Genomic DNA, 18,637 nt, shown 5'->3' on the forward strand with positions numbered 1-18,637 from the left:
GGGCGGGATTCTCGAGGCGCTGACACCCGACGACTTCTATTTCGGATAGCCGTTGCGCAAGGTCGAGGAACAGAGACGCCAGATCCTTCTCGAACCAACCTTCGCCGGGATGGCTGATCCGCTGCAGCGGCTTTGAGCATCAGGTGCGTGAGCTTGGCGAAGACCTGCTCGATCGGATCGAGATCGGGGTTGTAGGGCGGCAGGAACAACAGCCTGGCGTCGGCGCTGCGGATCGCCTTACGGATGGCGAGCCGTTTGTGACTGCTCAGTTTATCCATGATGGCGACGTCGCCGGCCGGCACGGTATTCAGTGACATCCGTTGCGCCGCGGGGGCAGGGCGAGAATGCCCCCAACCAAGATATGGTTGAACGCACCGGCAGCGCGCTCCTATTGAGGCATCGGCAGGGGTGCCCGTTCGGAGTATCGCCACATGAAACCGCTCATTCTCTCCGCCGTCGCGCTGCTTGCCCTGGCCGGGGCGCAGGCGCCCGCACAGGGCAACGCGCAGCGGGTCGAGATCGACCTGTCCAACTTCAAGTTCACGCCCGACACGATCACCCTGCAGCACGGCCAGCCCTATGTGCTGCACGTCGTCAACCAGGTGAAGGGCGGGCATGATTTCGAGGCCAAGGCGTTCTTCGACGCGGCGCGCGTCGCGCCGGAGGATCGGGCGGCGATCGCCAAGGGCAAGATCGCGCTGGACGGCGGCCAGTCGGCCGATGTGCACCTGACCGCGCCTGTGGCCGGCCGCTACGAGGCGCATTGCACGCATTTCRTGCATTCGACCTTCGGGATGACCGGGACGATCGTGGTTCAGTAGGGCCCGGTCCTACATCTTCACCCGTTCGTGCCGAGCCCGTCGACTAACCTTCTTCATGGCTGGCGACTTAGAAGAGCAGCCCCCTTCGACTGCCTGCCAAGGCAGGCGCTCAGGACAGGCTTCGACAAGCTCAGGGCGAACGGGGGATGTGTGGCGCCTCAGCTATATTTCGCCTTGAGCATCGCCCATGTCGCGCGCAGGCCGAGGGCGTCGCCGCCCTTGGGGCGGCCGGGCTTGGCGGCGGGGCGCCAGGCGAAGGTGTCGAGATGCGCCCAGGGGGTGCCCTCGGGCACGAAGCGTCGGAGGAACAACGCTGCCGTCACCGCGCCGGCATAGCCGCCATCGGGGGAGTTCACCATGTCGGCGATGTCGGATTTGAGCATCTCATCATAGCCGTCCCATAACGGCAGGCGCCACAGCGGGTCGTCCACCGCGCGCGAGGCGGCGAACAGCGCGTCCGCCAGCGGCTCGTCATTGACGAAGGTCGCCGGGAGATCGGGCCCGACCGCGACGCGCGCGGCGCCGGTCAAGGTCGCGAAATCGAGGATCAGCGCCGGCTTGTCCTCGCCGGCGCGGGTGAGCGCGTCGCCGAGGATCAGCCGGCCCTCGGCATCGGTATTGGTGTTCTCGACGGTCAGGCCCTTGCGCGTTCTGAGCACGTCGCCGGGGCGGAAGGCATTGCCGGCAATGGCATTCTCGACCGCGGGGATCAGCAGGTGAAGCCGGACCTCGAGCCGTCCCGCCATGACCAGCCCGGCCAGCGCCAGCGCGTGCGCCGCGCCGCCCATGTCCTTCTTCATCAGCCGCATGCCCGAGGAGGGCTTGATGTCGAGCCCGCCGGAATCGAAGCACACGCCCTTGCCGATGATCGCGATGCGCGGGTGTTTCGGGTCGCCCCATTCGAGCTCGATCAGGCGCGGCTCGCGGCCCTTGGCGGCGGCCTGGCCGACGGTGTGGACCATCGGATAACCCTTGGCCAGCGCCTCGCCCCGGGTGACGTGGAGCGTCGCGCCATGCGCCTCGGCGAGAGTCGCGACCTCGGTCTCGAGCTCGGCCGGGCCGAGATCGGACGCGCCGATATTGACCAGGTCGCGCACCTTGTTGGTGGCGGTGGCGATGCGGACGATCTCCTCGAACCGCGCCGGCTCGCCCGACAACAGGATGCGCGGGCCCTCGCCCTCGGGCTTGCGGTAACGGTCGAACCGGTATTGTCCGAGCACCCAGCCGAGCATCGCGGCGCCGGCATCGCGCGAGGGGCGGTAGCTTCCCTCGGGCAGCGTTTCAGCCAGCCTGGCGAGGTCCCAGGCGCCGAGCGCGGCGTGCTTCACCACCAGGACGACCGACCAGTCATCGGCCTCGCCGGGCAGGATCGCGCTGGCGCCCGCTTTGGCGCCGCCCTTGCCGCTGAGCTTCTGCGCCGCGACCGCCGCGCGGATACGGGGCGGCTGAGCCTTGATCCACGCCTCGAAGCCGTCGGCCTCGACGATTTCGATCGCCTGCGCGGGCTGGCCGCGATCGGGCTGGAGCAGTTTCGTGGGCATCAGCGTTGCACCGGGGTGATGAGGAATTGTTCGATCTTGCCGCTCTGGTCGGCATAGCTGCTGATGGTCAGCGCGCGATTGGCATAGGTGACGCGGTAGGAACGGCCGACGAAACCGCCGCGCAGCCGGGCGCGGCCGGTCTGGACGAAGGTTACCGGATCGCCGAGCGGGACCAGGCTCGCGCGATAGTCGTCGAGCGTTACGCTCGTGAAATAATAATTGGCGTTGTCGGTCAGCAGCGCGCGGTCGAGCGCGCCGGTGCGAAGCTGATCGAACACGCGCCGCGCGGTGCCGAGCGCGGCGGCGTCCGCGGTATCGGCCGAGGCCGGGGGCAGGGGCGGGAGCAGGGTCCGGGCGAGCGCCTGGCTGATCGAGATGAAGGCGTCGCTCGACCAGGTGTTGGTCAGCACGACGATCGCCGCCTTCTCGTCCGGATAGACGATATTCTCGGACAGGAAGCCGACCGCCTCGCCGCTATGCTCGATGAAGCGGCGGCCATTGGCGCTGCCGATCGAGACGCCCAGGCCATAGCCGGTCGAGCTGCCGTCAGTCAGCTTGACTGGGGTTTCCTGCAGCATCCAGTCGTCGGGGGCGAGGATCTTGCGGTCGAGCCGGGCGACGTCCCATTTCGCGAGGTCGCGCGCGCTCATCGCCAGCTCGCCCGCGGCGAACAGCCAGCCATGCGCTGCGGGGGTAGCGACGCGCACCGGGCCCATCGCGGCGCGGCCATAGCCCTGGGGGAAGCCCTTGCCGATCGCGAGATCCTGATCGTAGGCGGTGATGCCGAGCGGCTTGAAGATGCGCAGCTCGAGGAAGTCGAGCAGCGGCATGCCGGCGACCTTCTCGACGATCATGCCGGCGACGACATAGCCGGTGTTGGAATATTGCCACTGCGTGCCCGGCGCGAAATCGAGCGGCTTCTTCGCCCAGCGATCGACGATGCCCTGGGGCGTGACCGGGGTAGCCATGGCCTTGAAGCTGTAATCCTGCGGCCAGTAATCCTGCAGGCCCGAGGTGTGGCTGAGCAGCTGGCGGATGCTGATCCGGTCGCCGTCAGTGATGTCCGGGACATATCTGGCGACGCTGTCGTCGAGGCTGAGCTTGCCGTCCTTCTGGAGCAGCAGCAGCGCCGCGGCGGTGAACTGCTTCGAGACCGACGCGATCTGGTACGGCGCCTCGTCGCGCGGAACGGGCTGGTTCTCGGCCTGCTTGCCATAGGCCTTGGCGAAGACGATCTCGCCGCCGCGCACCACCGCGATCGAGGCCGAGGGAACGTCGGTCGCCTTCAGCGAGTCCGTGACGATCCGGTCGACCTGGGCGCGCTCCTCGGCAGTGAGGGCCTGGGCGAAAGCGGGGGTCGCGGCGAATAGCGCGACCAGAGTCAGCGTCGAGCGGAGCAGCATCGTCAATCAGTCACCTTGCCAGTGGCGGGGGAGCCCGTCTTTTCACCTTAGCGCCGCAAAGGGAAGGGGGCGGCGATGACGATTTTGTCATGGAAACAACCAGTGCCTTCGCTGGTTTGGATGGAGCGGGGCAACAGGGAAATCGTCATGCCGGTCCGTCACAGCTGGATCGCCGCCATCATCGGCATCGTCGTCGCGCTGATCGGGGCGGTGCTGAGCATCGGCGGGGTCTGGCTCGCCGTGCTGGGCGGGTCGCTTTATTATCTGGTGACGGGCGCGGCGATGGTCGCCGCCGGAGCGCTGCTGGTGCGCCAGCGGCTGCTGGGCGGCTGGATCTATGTCGCGGTGGTTGCGCTCACCCTGTTATGGGCCTTTGCCGAGGTCGGGACCAATGTCTGGGCGCTGGTACCGCGCATCGTCGCGCCGATCGTGCTGCTGGTGGCGGTGCTGGCGGTGATGCCGACCCTGTCGAGTGCGCCGAAGCGCTGGCGCATCGCGCAGGGCGCGATTGCGGTGCTGCTGGTCGCGACGGCGGTGCTGTTCGGCATGCTCGGCACGCGCGATGATGTGGCGGTGGCCGCGCTGCCCGCGCCGCAATCGCCCGGGTTCGCCGACCCCTCGGGCCAGGCGACCGGGCCCGACTGGCCGGCCTATGGCGGCACGTACAGCGCGCGGCGCTTCTCGCCGCTGGCGCAGATCAACAACGGCAATGTCGGCGGGCTGAAGCGCGCCTGGCTGGTCCATACCGGCGACATGCCGTCGAGCAAGGCGATCGCCGGGACCTATGGCGCGGAGACCACGCCGCTCAAGATCGGCGACAGCCTGTATCTCTGCACCCCGAAGAACCTCGCCATCGCGCTCGACGCAGCGACCGGCAAGGAACGCTGGCGCTTCGACCCCAAGGTGGCGGACGACGCGATCCCCTATACCGCGGCCTGCCGCGGGGTGAGCTATTATGCGGTGCCGGGCGCCGCCGCCGGATCGGCCTGCGCGGCGCGGATCGTCGAGGGAACGCTCGACGGACGGATTTTCGAGCTGGACGCGGCGACGGGCAAGCCCTGTGCCGATTTCGGCACGGGCGGGCAGGTCGACATCAAGGCCGGCATGGGCGCGGTGCCGCCGGGCTATGTCTCGATCAATTCCGCGCCGACCATCGTGCGCGGGGTGATCGTGACCGGGCACCAGGTGCTCGACGGACAGGATCGCTGGGAGCCGTCGGGCGTGATCCAGGCCTATGACGCGGTGACCGGCAAGCTGCGCTGGGCGTGGGACATGATGCGCCCCGACATCACCGGCATGCCGCCGGCGGGCCAGACCTATACGCGCGGCACGCCGAACATGTGGACCACGGCGTCGGGCGACGAGCAGCTGGGCCTGGTCTATCTGCCGATGGGCAATTCGACGGCGGATTATTATTCGAGCCTGCGCCGCCCGGCGGAGAATTTCTTCGCCACCTCGCTGGTCGCGATCGACGTGACGACGGGCAAACCGCGCTGGCGCTTCCAGGCGGTGAACAAGGATGTGTGGGATTACGACTTCGGCAGCCAGGCGACGCTGATCGATTACAAGGGCACGCCGGCGCTGGTGCTGCCGTCGAAGCAGGGCGATCTCTATGTGCTCGACCGTCGCACCGGGCGGCCGCTGACGCCGGTGGGCACGATCAGGGCGCCGGGCGGCGGGGTCGAACCCGAGCAGCGCGCGCCGACCCAGATCGTCTCGCTGTGGCAGACGCTGCGCAAGCCGGCGCTGACCGAGCGCGACATGTGGGGCATGTCGCCGATCGACCAGATGATCTGCCGCATCCAGTTCCACCGGGCGAGCTACAAGGGCTTCTTCACGCCGCCCGAGGCTGATCGGCCCTCGATCGAATATCCCGGCTATAATGGCGGCAGCGACTGGGGCGGTATCGCGGTCGATCCGCAGCGCGGGGTGATCGTCGCCAATTACAACGACATGCCTAATTATGTCCGGCTGGTGCCGCGCGCCGAGGCGAACAAGCGCGGCTGGACGCCGCGCGACCAGGCACGCGGCAAGATCGGCGGCATCGAGGGCGCGGGCGACCCGCAGGCGAACACGCCCTATGCGATCAACGTCAATGCCGGCTGGCGGATGCCCTTCACCGGCCTCCTCTGCAAGCAGCCGCCTTATGGCGGGATCAGGGCGATCGAGATCGCCACGGGCAAGACCCTGTGGGACCGGCCGCTCGGCACCGCGCGGACCAACGGGCCGTTCGGCATCCCCTCGATGCTGCCCTTCCATATCGGCACGCCGAACAATGGCGGTGCGGTGGTGACGGCGGGCGGCCTGGTGTTCGTCGCGGCGGCGACCGACAATCTGATCCGCGCGATCGACCTGCGCACGGGCAAGACGCTCTGGTCCGACGTGCTGCCGGCGGGCGGGCAGGCAACGCCGATGGTCTATGAACAGGGCGGGCGCGAATATCTGGTGATCGTGACCGGCGGGCATCATTTCATGGAGACGCCGATCGGCGACCAGGTGATCGCCTATGCCCTGCCGCAGCGGAGTTAGGGCCGATAGGGCCGCCACAGCCCTTGACAGGCGCCGACGCCGCCCGTCGAATGATGCCACGCAAAAACCGGGAGAGACGGCATGTGTGACAGCGACATCCATCAAGGGCTGGTAGAGACGTCCGCATTGTCCCGCCGGGCGTTCGTGATCGCTGGCGTGGCGGTGGCCGGGCTGGCGACGACGGCGCTCGCGGACAATGTCGTCGAGACCGACGTGACGGTGAAGACCGCCGACGGCGAAGCCGACGCCGCGCTCTTCTACCCCAAGGGCAAGGGGCCCTGGCCGGCGGTGGTGGTCTGGCCCGACATTCTCGGCCTGCGCCCGGTGTTCCGCGAACTGGGCCGGCGCCTGTCGAACGAAGGCTATGTCGTGCTCGTGCCCAACCCCTTTTACCGCAGCAAGCGCGCGCCCGTGGTCGACGGGGCGTTCGATTTCAGCAAGCCGGACGACCGCGCCAAGGTCATGGGCTTCCGCCAGGCGATGACCGACGCCGGCGTCGACACGGATGCCGCCGCCTATCTCGCCTTTCTCGACCAGCAACCGCAGACCAATAAAAAGAAGAAGGTCGGCGTGCAGGGCTATTGCATGGGCGGGCCATTGTCGTTCCGCACGGCGGCTGCGGTACCGGGGCGGATCGGCGCGGTCGGCAGCTTTCATGGCGGCGGGCTCGTCACCGCCGAGCCGTCCAGCCCGCATCTGCTGATTCCGAAGACCAAGGCGGCCTATCTGGTCGCGGTCGCCCAGAATGACGATGCGCGCCAGCCCGAGGCGAAGGACGTGCTGAAAAAAGCGTTCGAGGCCGCCGGGCGCCCCGCGACGGTCGAGGTCTATCCCGCCGACCATGGCTGGTGCGTGCCGGGCAGCCAGACCTATAATGAGGCGGCCGCGGAAAAGGCGTGGGGCGAGTTGCTCAAGCTGTACAAGGCAAACCTGGCCTGACGGATCGGCGCGCGCTTGGCGACCTGCCTCGCGCGCGCTAGCCTCCCCCAAAGGGGGAGAGCGATGCAGGAGACAGGACTGCGCCCATTGGCGATCGCCCTGGCGGCGACTGCCCTTGCCGGGATCGGCATCGTCTTGCTGCTTTTGGCGCTCGGCCCCGACTGGAGCGTCTATGCTCCGGCGAGTTGCACCGCGACGCGATGTTTCTGCGAGATGCCGCGCATCGGCGCGCTGATCCTCCAGCGGGCCAATAGCTGGTCGTCGCTGGGCTTCGTGTTTGCCGGGTGCCTGATGATCGTGCTGGCCCGCGCGCCGGCCTGGCATTCGGCGATGACGCCGGTTTCCGCGGTCGCCTTCGGGATCACCGCGATCATCGTCGGGCTTGGCTCCGTGCTGCTCCATGCGACGCTGACCTTGTGGGGGCAGTTCCTCGATGTGCTCGGCATGTATCTGGTGGGGTCGTTCCTGCTGGTGAGCGCGCTGGCTCGCTGGCGGCGTATGGCGGACGGGCAGGCGATCGCGCTCTACCTGCTGTTGTGCCTCGTTCTTGTCGGGGTGTTGATCGTCGCGCCCGAGGTCCGGCGCTGGCTGTTCGCGGTGGTGCTGATCGCGGCGATCGTCCTCGAACTCGGCCTTGCGCGTCCCCGTCGGCAGGGGGTGCGGCTGCGTTTCTATCTGGCCGGCATCCTGGTCAACGCGATCGCCTTCGCGATCTGGAACCTCGACCAGCACGGGCTGGCCTGTGCGCCGTCCAGCTTGATCCAGGGGCACGCGATCTGGCACCTGCTCGGCGCCGTCGCGACCTGGCTGACCTTCGCTTATTATCGCAGCGAGCGGGCCGAAGCCTAGGAGCTGCGCTTGACGTGGCGGATCGTCTGCTTGCCTGCCTGGAGCGTCTGGGGATGGCATGTCGCGCCGTCCGCGCCTGACGTCGCGCAATAGCTGGTGCCGGGGCCGATTCCGCTGACGGCCCCGGTCTCGTTCACCGCGACGGTCGCGGTGGAGGGGCTGGCATTGCCGTCGAAGCGGAAGACGCACTTGCCGCTCGACGATATGCGGCAGGTGAAAAGAGCGACGCTCTGATTCGCATCGACATCGGCCGAATAGGCCAGCTCGTCGAAATGCGCCGGGCCGCAGGCGGCGAGGGTCGCCGCGAGCACCGACATCAGGACCGCTGTCTTGACCATTGTCACCCCTTCGTCATCGTCGCGAAAGTGTATTGTTTAAGCAATACACTGTCAATATGCGGCAGCGACGGAAACACTGGTTACGGTGAAAGACCATATCATGTCGTGAGCAAGTAAGCGCCATGTTGAATGCCAGTTGCATCCCGAAAATCCTCAGATCGGTGCCAACATGACTTGAATACGCCCGAAATGAGAGGATGCTCCCCGCGAGACACCGGCCAGTCGGACCGATGTCCGCCATTTGAGACGCAGGAGAGGTTGTCCATGGGATATGCATTCTTGGCGATGATGGGGTGGTGCGGGACTAAATGGCCCGGCTGGTGGCGCGGTCCACGGCCGCCGCAGCCGGATCCCTGGTGGTGGATCGTCGGTCTTGCCGGGGCCATCGGCGGCGTACTCGCGGGCACCGTCTTCGCGCCGGTGATCGGCGAGGCGGGGATCTTCGCCAGCGCCCTGACCGGCTTTGCCGGCGGCGTGCTGGTCGGCAGCATTGTCGATGGTATCGGCGGCGTAACCAACAGGGGTTGACCGCGATCGGAGGGGGAGGTGGCGGCCGTCAGGGCGCCGCCTCCCTTTTTGGTTACGCGACAGGCACGCCGAACAGGTCGTGCTCGTCGGCATCCTCGATCTCGACCTGGACGATATCGCCCTGGCGGAGATGGCCGGCATCGCGAAGATGCACTTCGCCGTCGATCTCCGGCGCATCCGCCTTGGACCGGCCAGTCGCGCCGTCGCCATCGACCGCGTCGATGATCACGTCGAGCGTGCGGCCGATCTTGGCTTCCAGCTTTTCCGCCGAGATGCGCGCGGTCAGCTCCATCAGCCGGGCGTAGCGCTCTTCCTTGACCTCTTCGGGCACCGGGTCGGGCAGGTCGTTCGCCGCAGCGCCCTCCACGGGTTCGAAGCGGAAGGCGCCGACCCGGTCGAGCCGGGCTTCTTCCAGCCAGTCCATCAGATAGCGGAAATCATCCTCGGTCTCGCCGGGGAAGCCGACGACGAAGGTCGAGCGGATCGCGATATCGGGCTCGATCGTGCGCCAGTTCCTGATGCGCTCCAGCACCTTCGCCTCGTTGGCCGGGCGGCGCATCGCCTTCAGCACGGCGCGCGAGGCATGCTGGAACGGGATGTCGAGATAGGGCAGCACCAGCCCCTCGGCCATTAGCGGGATGACCTGGTCGACATGCGGATAAGGGTAGACATAGTGCAGGCGGACCCAGGCGCCGAGCTTGCCCAGCTCGCGCGACAGATCGGTCATGTGCGCGCGGACCTCATGGCCGTGCCACATGCGTGGGTGATGCCTGATGTCGACGCCGTAGGCCGAGGTGTCCTGGCTGATGACCAGCAACTCCTTGGTGCCGGCCTCGATCAGCTTCTCGGCTTCGCGCAGGATCGCGTCGGGGCGGCGGCTGACGAGGTCGCCGCGCAGCGACGGGATGATACAGAAGGAGCAGCGATGGTTGCAGCCCTCCGAGATCTTCAGATAGCTGTAATGGCGCGGAGTGAGCTTCAGGCCGCTTTCGGGCACCAGGTTGAGGAAGGCGCTGGGCGGCATCGGCGCTGCCTCATGCACCGCGCCGACCACTTCCTCATATTGATGCGCGCCGGTGACGGCGAGGACATTGGGGAAGCGCGCGCGGATCGTCTCGGCTTCCTTGCCCATGCAGCCGGTCACGATGACGCGGCCGTTCTCGGCGATGGCTTCGCCGATCGCTTCGAGGCTTTCTTCCTTGGCGGAATCGAGGAAGCCGCAGGTGTTGACGAGCACGACGTCGGCACCGGCATAGTCGGGCGACATCGCATAACCGTCCGAGCGGAGCTTGGTCAGGATGCGTTCGCTGTCGACCAGGTTCTTCGGACAGCCGAGCGAAACCATGCCGATTTTCGGCGGGGTGGGGAGAATCGTTGCCATGGGGAACGGGCCACATAGGCGCATCGCGCGGGATTTTCCAGTCATCGCCTTCATGGGCCGGAGAGTCGACTTCCAGTCGGGCCAGAACGGGCATATCGTGCCGTGGGCGAAACGAGGGGAGAAGGACGATGGGAACGGAAGTGCACTGGCTGGCGATCCTGGTCGCCGCGGTTTCGGGGTTTCTTGTCGGCGGGCTGTGGTACGGCCCGATCTTCGGCAAGGCGTGGCAGGCAGCGCGCGGCCTGAGCGACGACGCGATGAAGAACGCCAACATGCCGATGATCTTCGGCCTGACCTTCCTGCTCAACCTGTTCTCGGCCTTCATCCTCGATCACACGCTGACCACCTACGGCGCGCCGGATCTGAGCCTGTCGGTGATGATCTCGGGCGGCATCGCGCTTGGTTTCATCGTGCCGTCGATCGGTGTGAACTATCTGTTCTCGCGCCAGTCGCTGCGGCTGTTCCTGATCGATGCGGGGTATTGGCTGGTGATTTATGCGGTGATGGGCGTGGTTTTCGCGCTGCTATAAGGGGCATTTGAGGATGTCGCTCTTGCCACCATAACCCTCCCCGGCAAAGGCCGGGGTCCAGTTGGGGGACGCTGGAATGGAAGAGCAATTCTACGTTTACATCATGACGAACCGGCGAAACGGCGCGATCTACATTGGCTCGACCAACCATCTGATCCGGCGTGCGTGGGAGCATCGTAACGGCGTTATTGCGGGCTCCACGAAGAAATAGGATTGCCGGTTGCTGGTCTGGTACGAGATGCACGGCGATCTTGAGTCTGCGAGGGTGCGAGAGGTTCGGATGAAGGAATGGAAGCGGGCGTGGAAGGTGCGTGAGATCGAGGGGCTCAATCCCGATTGGGAAGACCTTTACGACCGGATCGCGCAACCATGACCGACATCCCGACTGGACCCCGGCCTTCGCCGGGGAAGGAAGAAGGGCAGGGGGAATCGTTTTCGCTCGTCCCGCACCCCGATTGTCCGAGCAATGCGGTACGATCGATCGCGGTCACGGCGCGGCGGGATGGGAACCGGCTGAGCCTGACCTATCGCGTTACCGGCGCGATCGGCGATGTGCTGTGGCCCGAGCCGGCGGAGCCCGGCTTCAGGGACGAGCTGTGGCGGCATAGCTGCTTCGAGGCCTTTGTCGGGCACGAAGGGACGTCGCTCTATGTGGAGCTCAATATCGCGCCGTCGGCGCAATGGGCGGCCTATGATTTCGACGATCATCGTACCGGGATGCGCCGCGCGGCCGGTGCGGCGGTGAGTGACGTGATGTGGCAGCCGGAGGCGGAGGTCGCGGAATTGCGGGCGGCCGCCGACTTGTCAGGGCTGGCGGGTGTCGACTGGGATGTCGCGCTGACCACGGTGATCGAGGAACGCGACGGGACCAAGTCCTTCTGGGCGTTGGCGCATCCGACGGGGCCGGAGGATTTCCACGATCGGGATTGCTTTACGGCACGGCTCGCGGCACCCACCGCCCCATGAAATTCGGTATCGATCGCCTACTCGCCGACCCCGCCCTGCGTGCGCCGCTGGAGGGGAAGCGTATCGCCTTGCTTGCCCATCCGGCCTCGGTGACGGCGGATCTCACGCATTCGCTCGACGCGCTGGTGGCGAGCGGGCTGAATGTGACGGCGGTGTTCGGGCCGCAGCACGGCGTGCGCGGCGACCTGCAGGATAACATGATGGAGTCGCCCGACTTCACTGACCCGACCTATGGCATGCCGGTATTCAGCCTGTACGGCGAAGTGCGCCGGCCGACCGGCCAGTCGATGGGCACCTTCGACGTGATGCTGTTCGACCTGCAGGACCTGGGTTGCCGCATCTACACCTTCATCACGACCTTGCTCTACGTGCTCGAGGCGGCGGCCGAGCATGGCAAAACAGTCGTAGTGCTCGACCGGCCCAACCCGGCCGGACGTCCGGTCGAGGGGCTGACGCTGTTGCCGGGCTGGGAGAGTTTCGTCGGCGCCGGGCCGATGCCGATGCGGCACGGGATGACGCTCGGCGAACTCGGCCACTGGTTCGTCGCGCTGAAGGGGCTTGATGTCGATTACCGCGTGATCGAGATGGAGGGCTGGGCGCCCGAGGCCGCGCCGGGCTTCGGCTGGCCGGACGACCGGATCTGGATCAACCCGAGTCCGAACGCGCCCAATGTCAACATGGCGCGGGCCTATGCCGGTACCGTGATGCTGGAGGGCACCAATTTGTCGGAAGGGCGCGGCACCACGCGGCCCCTGGAACTGTTCGGTGCGCCTGATGTGGATGCGCGCGCGGTGATTGCCGAGATGCGGCGGCTCGCACCCGACTGGCTGAAGGGCTGCGCGCTGCGCGACATCTGGTTCCAGCCGACCTTTCACAAGCACGTCGGTAAGCTCTGCAACGGCGTGCATATCCATGCCGAGGGGCCGTTCTACGACCATCACGCCTTCCAGCCGTGGCGGGTACAGGCGCTCGGGTTCAAGGCGATCCGGCTGCTATACCCCGACTATGACCTGTGGCGCGATTTTCCGTACGAATATGAATTCGGCAAGCTGGCGATCGACGTGATCAATGGCGGGCCCGGCCTGTGCGAATGGGTCGACGACGCGGCGGCGGTCGCGGGCGACCTGGATGCTGTAGCGCGCCCGGACGAGAGCGCCTGGGTGGAAGAGCGGAAGCCCTATCTGCTGTATTGATGCGCCGCGGGACCGGGGGAGGCGAGCATGCGACCGATGATGTGGATGCGGCACCTTGGCCTTCTGGCTTGCCTAGCCATGGGGCCGGCATCGGCCGTGGCAGGTGACGGACGCGCTTGCCGGCTGCAACCCGCCGACCGGTTGTGGACCGAACAGGCGCTGGACAATTGGCGCTGGGCCGAGACCAACATGCTTCACCTGCCGGCCGTGCCGATGCCGGAAGTGGTGGCAGTCGATGCGACCTGCCAGGCGAATGCCGTGCCGCACACCGGCGCGCCGATCCGGTGGCGCGGGCGGCTGCATCACGGCAAGGTGATGATGCCCGACGGCAACGGCGCGCCCGTCGGCGTGATGTCCTTTGCGGGCCCGAATCCGAAAGACCCGCGCGGCTTCTTCGTGATGAGTATGCCGTCGGTGTGGCGGAAAGGCGGGGTGACGAGCGAACTCGGCCTGGAAACGCTGATGGACGGCGTGCTGCTGCACGAGATGATGCACACGCGGCAATTCGCCTTCGCTAACCCGGCGGTGGCAGCGCTGAGCAAGCGCTATGGTTTGCCCGAGGACATCAACGACGATTCGATCCAGGCTGCATTCAAGGGCGACCCCGCCTATGTGAGTGCCTGGCAGGCGGAGACCGACCTGCTCTATGCCGCCGCGGCGGCACCGACCGATGCCGAGGCGCGCCGGCTGGCGCGCAAGGCGCTGACGGCGATGCGCGTGCGGCACGCGATGTGGTTCGTCGGGCCGGAGGAGAAGTGGAAGCCGCTCGACGATATCTTCCTGCAGATGGAAGGGCTCGGCCAATGGCTGATCTACAAATATTATGTCGATGGGCCGAACAAGGTCTACGCGCCGGGGACGGCATTGAAGGCAGTGCGGCGCGGGCGGAAACAATGGTCGCAGGACGAGGGGTTGGGGCTGATTCTGGTGGTCGACCGGCTGGTCCCGGGCTGGCAGGACGGGGCGTTCGCAGCACAGCCGATGCTGGCTGAAGCATTATTGGCCAGGGCTGCTGCGTAACGGCTGGCCATCGGGCGTCGGGACGTTCAGGGGAAAGTCACGATTTTCCTTGGAAAGAGCGTGGGATGCGTAAGGTTGGATTGAGTGTCGCCATGGCGATCGGCCTGGTCTGGGCAGCACAGGCGGCCGCCCAGGATTCGTCGCAGGACGATGTCGTCGTGACCGCGCGCAAGCCGCTGGATCGCGACGAGGCGACCCGTTTCGTCAGCAGCATCACCGCCGGCAAGAGCGACGGCCAGGTGGCCCGGTTCGAGGCACCCGTGTGCCCGATGGTGATCGGATTCACGCCCGAGATATCGCGCGAGATCGTCGCGCGCATCCGCAAGGTCGCAAAGGCAGTGGGTGCCGAGGTGGCGCCGGAGGACTGTGCGGGCAATGTCGCGCTGGTCGCGACGCCCGATGGCGGCGCGCTGGTGAAGGGCATGCGGGCGACCAACCCCGAATTGCTCGCTGGGCTGGAGACCACGCAAATCCGCCGGCTGATCGATGGCGGCGGCCCGGTACGCGCATGGAGCGCGACCGCCACGGTGAACGAGGATGGCCAGCGCCTGTCCGCGCCGTCGAGTAGCAACCCGATGGGGCCTTCCTCACTCAACGTGAAGACCGCATCGATCCTCAATCCATCGAGCAAGCGGATCATCGACACCTCGACAGTGGTGATCGACTCGCCGGTCATGGCCGGCAAGACGGTGATCCAGCTTGCCGATTATGTCGCCATGCGCGCGCTGGCGAAGACCCGGCCGGTGGGAGGCGAGGCGAAGGTCGGCACGATCCTCACCCTGTTCGATCCCGAAGCGAGCCCGCCGCAATCCGTGACCGACGTGGATGTCGCCTATCTGAAGGCACTTTATGCGATGCCCGGTAACCGGCGGGTGGGGTATCAGATCAGCGCGATCGCAAGGGCGGTCGAAGCCGCGGCGCGAAAGTGAGGTCAACCAGCGATTCGAGATGGATCACGCCGGGCGAACCATAGCCGCCATCCCGATGGTCGTGATATTCAGCGCTTCGGAGACAAGGACTGCGGTCGGTCGTTGAATTGCCTGATCCCTCACCGCTTCCGCGTCAATTCCCGCATCGCGTCGTCGAGCCCGGCCAGGCTCAGCGGGTACATGCGGTCGTTCATCAGCTCACGGATGATGCGGACCGATTGCGAATAGCCCCATTGCTGTTCGGGGACGGGATTGAGCCAGATTGCCGCGGGATAGGTGGTGGTCAGGCGGTGCATCCACACCGCGCCCGATTCCTCATTGAAATGCTCGACCGAGCCGCCGGGATGGGTGATCTCATAGGGGCTCATCGAGGCGTCGCCGACCAGCACCAGCTTGTAATCATGGCCGTATTTGTGGAGCACGTCCCATAACGGGGTGCGCTCGGTGAAGCGGCGGCGATTGTCCTTCCACACCCCCTCGTACGGGCAATTGTGGAAATAGAAGAATTCGAGATTCTTGAACTCGCTGGTCGCGGCGGAGAACAGCTCCTCGCACAGCTTCACCCAGGGATCCATCGATCCGCCGACGTCGAGGAACAGCAGCAGCTTGACCGCATTGTGCCGCTCGGGCCGCATCACCACGTCGAGCCAGCCCTGGCGGGCCGTGCCGTCGATCGTCGCGTCGATGTCGAGCTCGTCGGCGGCACCCTCGCGCGCGAAACGGCGCAGCCGGCGCAGCGCGATCTTGATGTTGCGGGTGCCGAGTTCCTTGGTGTTGTCGAGATTCTTGAAGTCGCGCTGGTCCCAGACCTTCAGCGCGCGCTTGTTCCTGCTCTCGCCGCCGATGCGCACGCCCTCGGGATTATAACCCGAATTGCCATAGGGGCTGGTGCCGCCGGTCCCGATCCATTTGTTGCCGCCCTGATGCCGGCCCTGCTGCTCCTCGAGCCGTTTCTGCAAGGTCTCCATGATCTCTTCCCAGGAGCCGAGCGACTTGATCGCTTCCATCTCCTCGGGCGTGAGGTATTTCTCGGCGACGGCGCGGAGCCATTCCTCGGGGATGTCGGCATGCTGGGTGCCGAAGCTGGTGGCGATGCCCTTGAACACCTTGGAGAAGACCTGGTCGAACCGGTCGAGCAGGCCTTCGTCCTTCACGTACACCGCGCGCGACAGATAGTAGAAATCCTCGGGCGTGTGCTCGATCACGTCGCGGTCGAGCGCCTCGAGCAGGATGAGATGCTCCTTCATGCTCGCCGGAATGCCGGCCGCGCGGAGCTCGTCGAGGAAGTTCAGAAACATCGTTGGGAGAGTAGGCGCTGCATCCCGGTCAAGTCGATGCTTTTATGCTCAGCGCGCGTAGACATCGATCATCGCGCCGACATAGTCGGGATCGTCGCCGGTCAGTTCGGATGCCGGGCGGGCTTTGGCGACCTGCTTCGACTCCGGCGTGCCATAGATGAACCCGTAGACGGGATAGGTCGTGGTGCCGAGGCCGTCGCGGTCGCGGTACCAGACCTGCACTTCGCTCCAGTCATTGTCGCGCGACATGTCGGTCAGGGTCACGTCCTGCTCGGCATGGCCGCGTTCGCCATTCTGGCGCGACCAGTTGGCATGCGTGACCATCACCACGCGCGGCGTGATGACCCGGCTGATCACCGCGACATGGCCGAGCGGCAGGCGCGCGGTCCTGGCAAAGACGATGACCGATCCGATCCTGGGCTTGTCGCCGCGTTTGTATTTGCCATCGGCCTGGTCCCACCAGGTCCAGGCATCGCCATAGATCTGGATGCCCGAGGCGGCGCGGGCGAAGGGCACGCATTCGCCGACATAATCGAGCAGGGATGCCGCGCCGGCGGGCGACATTACCGCGCACGACATGGCGCAGGCGGCCGCTGACAAAAGGGCGTTCGAGGAAAGGATACGCATAAGCGCCGTCGTCCCGATGGTTCCGCATCTGCCTGATCGGCGATGATTATTAGCACGTAAACCCTGTTTCGCGCCAGTTGCGCGTGACGTTCGCTTCGCGCGCGATGATCAGTTCTTGTTCGCCTGCCTTTTTGCCATGAAGGCGAGCCGTTCGAACAGCATGACATCCTGCTCGTTCTTGAGCAGCGCGCCGTGCAGCGGCGGGATCGCCTTGGTCGGATCGCGGTTCTGCAGGACCTCGAGCGGCATGTCTTCGTGCAGGAGCAGCTTGAGCCAGTCGAGCAGCTCGCTGGTCGAGGGCTTTTTCTTCAGGCCCGGCACGTCGCGCACGTCGTAGAAGATGTCCATCGCCTTCGAGACGAGGATCTTCTGGATGCCGGGGAAGTGCACGTCGACGATCGCCTGCATCGTCTCGCGATCGGGGAATTTGATGTAGTGAAAGAAACAGCGGCGCAGAAAGGCGTCGGGCAGTTCCTTCTCGTTGTTGGAGGTGATGACGACGATCGGGCGCTCGACCGCACGGACCGTCTCCTTGGTCTCGTAGACATGGAATTCCATGCGATCGAGTTCCTGGAGAAGATCGTTGGGGAATTCGATATCGGCCTTGTCGATCTCGTCGATCAGCAGAACGGGCACCTCGGGCGCGGTGAAGGCCTCCCACAATTTGCCACGGCGGATATAGTTGGAGATGTCATGGACCCGCTCGTCGCCGAGCTGACCGTCGCGCAACCGGGCGACCGCATCATATTCGTACAGCCCCTGCTGCGCCTTGGTGGTCGATTTGACGTTCCATTCGATCAGCGGGGCGCCGACGGCCTTGGCGATCTCATAGGCGAGCACGGTCTTGCCGGTGCCGGGCTCGCCCTTGACGAGCAGCGGGCGGCGCAGGGTGACGGCCGCGTTGACCGCGACCTTCAGGTCGTCCGTCGCCACATAGCTTTGCGTGCCCTCGAAGCGCTTCATTCAGCCGTCCAATCCCGTTTCGAATATCGGGTTTGGGGATAGAGGGAATACTACGCCTGACGCAAGCCGGTGTTACGGGTGATTGCGCGCGCTCGCACGGGCTTCGAGCAGATCCCACAGGCCGCGATGCTGCGCGAGAATCTGCTGCGCGCCGAACGCCATGGCGCGTTCGATCGCCGGCGTTTCGGCAAGCGCCGAGACGAGGGAGGCCGTCTCCATCTCGTCGGGCAGGTCGGCGGCGGGCGGCTCGATGCCGAAGCGGCGGGCGGCGGCATCGAGCATGACTCGTATCGCCGCCCAGTCGAGCACGAAGGCGATCGCCGCACCGGTCGCGCAGCCGGTACGGTCGGACTGGGCCAGCATCTCGAGCGCGTGGCGTTGACCCGCGACGGCGGCCTCGGACTCGGCCTGGCCGGGAGTCGAGGGCAGGGGGCCGGCCACCGCGGTGAGCCGCGCGAGATAGGTACGCTCGCCGACGAACGCCGCGGCGGCCGACTCGAACCAGTCCTGCGCGGCGGGCTGGTGATTATGGGCAGCGGCGCGATCGACCACGCCCGGGTGGCGGCCATGCAGCCAGCACAGGGCGTGCACCGCGTCGGCCAGGTCCCTTACCGCGACGTTCGCGCCCGACAGCGAGCGCGGCACGGCATGAGTCGCGGTTCCGTCGACGGACGCCAGCGTGGCGATGGTGCCCCAGCTGCCGCCGATACGCTGACCAAGTGCCGAATCGAAAGCCATGACCCCCCGGGGTTTTCGTGAACGCGCCGGCGAATCCCGGTGCG

The 18,637-nt window shown here is 66.2% G+C and carries 19 protein-coding genes and 1 pseudogene; 11 read left to right on the top strand and 9 right to left on the bottom strand.

Annotated elements, in window-relative coordinates:
* Positions 1–125 precede the first annotated feature (125 nt).
* Positions 126–293 (bottom strand): annotated as a pseudogene (locus tag AC1DX5_RS21545) (transposase); the annotation flags it as partial.
* A 138-nt stretch (positions 294–431) separates the two neighbouring features.
* Here AC1DX5_RS21545 and AC1DX5_RS21550 point away from each other — a divergent pair.
* Positions 432–821 (top strand): cupredoxin domain-containing protein, encoded by a 390-nt coding sequence (locus tag AC1DX5_RS21550; protein ID WP_478017315.1) that lies wholly within the window; start codon positions 432–434, stop codon positions 819–821.
* Positions 822–979: 158 nt separating this feature from the next.
* On the opposite strand, the gene AC1DX5_RS21555 is transcribed toward AC1DX5_RS21550, so the two are convergent.
* Together AC1DX5_RS21555 and AC1DX5_RS21560 are read right to left on the bottom strand one after the other, a co-directional pair.
* Positions 980–2,362, bottom strand: coding sequence for a leucyl aminopeptidase family protein (locus tag AC1DX5_RS21555; protein WP_478017316.1), 1,383 nt, complete (start codon positions 2,360–2,362; stop codon positions 980–982).
* A complete protein-coding gene (locus AC1DX5_RS21560; RefSeq protein WP_478017366.1) occupies positions 2,362–3,765 on the bottom strand; it encodes a serine hydrolase domain-containing protein in 1,404 nt (467 codons plus the stop codon). Before AC1DX5_RS21560 ends, AC1DX5_RS21555 begins: the two co-directional genes overlap by 1 nt.
* Before the next feature lie 147 nt (positions 3,766–3,912).
* Between AC1DX5_RS21560 and AC1DX5_RS21565 the strand changes: the two genes are divergently transcribed.
* The 3 genes from AC1DX5_RS21565 to AC1DX5_RS21575 all read left to right on the top strand — a co-directional run bounded on the left by AC1DX5_RS21565 (position 3,913) and on the right by AC1DX5_RS21575 (position 8,082).
* Positions 3,913–6,294 (top strand): membrane-bound PQQ-dependent dehydrogenase, glucose/quinate/shikimate family, encoded by a 2,382-nt coding sequence (locus AC1DX5_RS21565; RefSeq protein ID WP_478017317.1) that lies wholly within the window; start codon positions 3,913–3,915, stop codon positions 6,292–6,294.
* A gap of 81 nt (positions 6,295–6,375) precedes the next feature.
* Positions 6,376–7,233, top strand: a complete 858-nt coding sequence (locus AC1DX5_RS21570; RefSeq protein ID WP_465172870.1) for a dienelactone hydrolase family protein — start codon at positions 6,376–6,378, stop codon at positions 7,231–7,233.
* A gap of 63 nt (positions 7,234–7,296) precedes the next feature.
* The gene (locus AC1DX5_RS21575; RefSeq protein WP_465172871.1) at positions 7,297–8,082 is read left to right on the top strand and encodes a ceramidase domain-containing protein; all 786 of its coding nucleotides are present in this window, start codon (positions 7,297–7,299) and stop codon (positions 8,080–8,082) included.
* On the opposite strand, the gene AC1DX5_RS21580 is transcribed toward AC1DX5_RS21575, so the two are convergent.
* The gene (locus AC1DX5_RS21580; RefSeq protein WP_465172872.1) at positions 8,079–8,420 is read right to left on the bottom strand and encodes a hypothetical protein; all 342 of its coding nucleotides are present in this window, start codon (positions 8,418–8,420) and stop codon (positions 8,079–8,081) included. The genes AC1DX5_RS21575 and AC1DX5_RS21580 overlap by 4 nt on opposite strands.
* A gap of 264 nt (positions 8,421–8,684) precedes the next feature.
* On the opposite strand from AC1DX5_RS21580, the gene AC1DX5_RS21585 reads away from it, so the two are divergent.
* On the top strand, positions 8,685–8,948 hold the full coding sequence (locus tag AC1DX5_RS21585) for a hypothetical protein (RefSeq protein ID WP_465172873.1): 264 nt from the start codon (positions 8,685–8,687) through the stop codon (positions 8,946–8,948).
* Positions 8,949–9,000: 52 nt separating this feature from the next.
* Here AC1DX5_RS21585 and rimO read toward each other — a convergent pair whose 3' ends face one another.
* On the bottom strand, positions 9,001–10,329 hold the full coding sequence (gene rimO / locus AC1DX5_RS21590; RefSeq protein ID WP_478017318.1) for a 30S ribosomal protein S12 methylthiotransferase RimO: 1,329 nt from the start codon (positions 10,327–10,329) through the stop codon (positions 9,001–9,003).
* A gap of 128 nt (positions 10,330–10,457) precedes the next feature.
* On the opposite strand from rimO, the gene AC1DX5_RS21595 reads away from it, so the two are divergent.
* From AC1DX5_RS21595 to AC1DX5_RS21620, 6 genes are all read left to right on the top strand, one after another.
* On the top strand, positions 10,458–10,859 hold the full coding sequence (locus AC1DX5_RS21595; protein ID WP_465172875.1) for a DUF1761 domain-containing protein: 402 nt from the start codon (positions 10,458–10,460) through the stop codon (positions 10,857–10,859).
* A gap of 103 nt (positions 10,860–10,962) precedes the next feature.
* Entirely contained in the window at positions 10,963–11,070 is a 108-nt protein-coding gene (locus tag AC1DX5_RS21600; RefSeq protein WP_478017367.1) for a GIY-YIG nuclease family protein, read from the top strand.
* A gap of 158 nt (positions 11,071–11,228) precedes the next feature.
* The gene (locus AC1DX5_RS21605; RefSeq protein WP_478017319.1) at positions 11,229–11,825 is read left to right on the top strand and encodes a DOMON-like domain-containing protein; all 597 of its coding nucleotides are present in this window, start codon (positions 11,229–11,231) and stop codon (positions 11,823–11,825) included.
* Entirely contained in the window at positions 11,822–13,018 is a 1,197-nt protein-coding gene (locus tag AC1DX5_RS21610; protein WP_478017320.1) for an exo-beta-N-acetylmuramidase NamZ family protein, read from the top strand. Before AC1DX5_RS21605 ends, AC1DX5_RS21610 begins: the two co-directional genes overlap by 4 nt.
* Positions 13,019–13,045: 27 nt before the next feature.
* Entirely contained in the window at positions 13,046–14,038 is a 993-nt protein-coding gene (locus AC1DX5_RS21615; RefSeq protein WP_478017321.1) for a hypothetical protein, read from the top strand.
* A 65-nt stretch (positions 14,039–14,103) separates the two neighbouring features.
* Positions 14,104–14,967 carry a hypothetical protein gene (locus tag AC1DX5_RS21620; protein WP_478017322.1) on the top strand — a complete coding sequence of 288 codons (864 nt, stop codon included), beginning with the start codon at positions 14,104–14,106 and terminating at the stop codon, positions 14,965–14,967.
* A 119-nt stretch (positions 14,968–15,086) separates the two neighbouring features.
* On the opposite strand, the gene AC1DX5_RS21625 is transcribed toward AC1DX5_RS21620, so the two are convergent.
* The 4 genes from AC1DX5_RS21625 to AC1DX5_RS21640 form a co-directional block, all read right to left on the bottom strand.
* Positions 15,087–16,265, bottom strand: coding sequence for a vWA domain-containing protein (locus tag AC1DX5_RS21625; RefSeq protein WP_478017323.1), 1,179 nt, complete (start codon positions 16,263–16,265; stop codon positions 15,087–15,089).
* Positions 16,266–16,313: 48 nt separating this feature from the next.
* On the bottom strand, positions 16,314–16,892 hold the full coding sequence (locus AC1DX5_RS21630; protein WP_478017324.1) for a CHAP domain-containing protein: 579 nt from the start codon (positions 16,890–16,892) through the stop codon (positions 16,314–16,316).
* Positions 16,893–17,000: 108 nt separating this feature from the next.
* Positions 17,001–17,855, bottom strand: coding sequence for an AAA family ATPase (locus AC1DX5_RS21635; RefSeq protein ID WP_465172883.1), 855 nt, complete (start codon positions 17,853–17,855; stop codon positions 17,001–17,003).
* Positions 17,856–17,927: 72 nt separating this feature from the next.
* Entirely contained in the window at positions 17,928–18,593 is a 666-nt protein-coding gene (locus tag AC1DX5_RS21640) for a DUF6975 family protein (protein ID WP_465172884.1), read from the bottom strand.
* Positions 18,594–18,637 lie beyond the last annotated feature (44 nt).

The sequence above is a fragment of the Sphingomonas sp. P2_B6 genome (genome assembly GCF_056404755.1).

Bases quoted from the DNA above. Each gene is read 5' to 3' on its own strand.
- AC1DX5_RS21555 (WP_478017316.1), bottom strand. From the start codon at position 2,362: ATGCCCACGAAACTGCTCCAGCCCGATCGCGGCCAGCCCGCGCAGGCG.
- AC1DX5_RS21560 (WP_478017366.1), bottom strand. From the start codon at position 3,765: ATGCTGCTCCGCTCGACGCTGACTCTGGTCGCGCTATTCGCCGCGACC.
- AC1DX5_RS21565 (WP_478017317.1), top strand. From the start codon at position 3,913: ATGCCGGTCCGTCACAGCTGGATCGCCGCCATCATCGGCATCGTCGTC.
- AC1DX5_RS21570 (WP_465172870.1), top strand. From the start codon at position 6,376: ATGTGTGACAGCGACATCCATCAAGGGCTGGTAGAGACGTCCGCATTG.
- AC1DX5_RS21575 (WP_465172871.1), top strand. From the start codon at position 7,297: ATGCAGGAGACAGGACTGCGCCCATTGGCGATCGCCCTGGCGGCGACT.
- AC1DX5_RS21580 (WP_465172872.1), bottom strand. From the start codon at position 8,420: ATGGTCAAGACAGCGGTCCTGATGTCGGTGCTCGCGGCGACCCTCGCC.
- AC1DX5_RS21585 (WP_465172873.1), top strand. From the start codon at position 8,685: ATGGGATATGCATTCTTGGCGATGATGGGGTGGTGCGGGACTAAATGG.
- rimO (WP_478017318.1), bottom strand. From the start codon at position 10,329: ATGGCAACGATTCTCCCCACCCCGCCGAAAATCGGCATGGTTTCGCTC.
- AC1DX5_RS21595 (WP_465172875.1), top strand. From the start codon at position 10,458: ATGGGAACGGAAGTGCACTGGCTGGCGATCCTGGTCGCCGCGGTTTCG.
- AC1DX5_RS21600 (WP_478017367.1), top strand. From the start codon at position 10,963: ATGACGAACCGGCGAAACGGCGCGATCTACATTGGCTCGACCAACCAT.
- AC1DX5_RS21605 (WP_478017319.1), top strand. From the start codon at position 11,229: ATGACCGACATCCCGACTGGACCCCGGCCTTCGCCGGGGAAGGAAGAA.
- AC1DX5_RS21610 (WP_478017320.1), top strand. From the start codon at position 11,822: ATGAAATTCGGTATCGATCGCCTACTCGCCGACCCCGCCCTGCGTGCG.
- AC1DX5_RS21615 (WP_478017321.1), top strand. From the start codon at position 13,046: ATGCGACCGATGATGTGGATGCGGCACCTTGGCCTTCTGGCTTGCCTA.
- AC1DX5_RS21620 (WP_478017322.1), top strand. From the start codon at position 14,104: ATGCGTAAGGTTGGATTGAGTGTCGCCATGGCGATCGGCCTGGTCTGG.
- AC1DX5_RS21625 (WP_478017323.1), bottom strand. From the start codon at position 16,265: ATGTTTCTGAACTTCCTCGACGAGCTCCGCGCGGCCGGCATTCCGGCG.
- AC1DX5_RS21630 (WP_478017324.1), bottom strand. From the start codon at position 16,892: ATGCGTATCCTTTCCTCGAACGCCCTTTTGTCAGCGGCCGCCTGCGCC.
- AC1DX5_RS21635 (WP_465172883.1), bottom strand. From the start codon at position 17,855: ATGAAGCGCTTCGAGGGCACGCAAAGCTATGTGGCGACGGACGACCTG.
- AC1DX5_RS21640 (WP_465172884.1), bottom strand. From the start codon at position 18,593: ATGGCTTTCGATTCGGCACTTGGTCAGCGTATCGGCGGCAGCTGGGGC.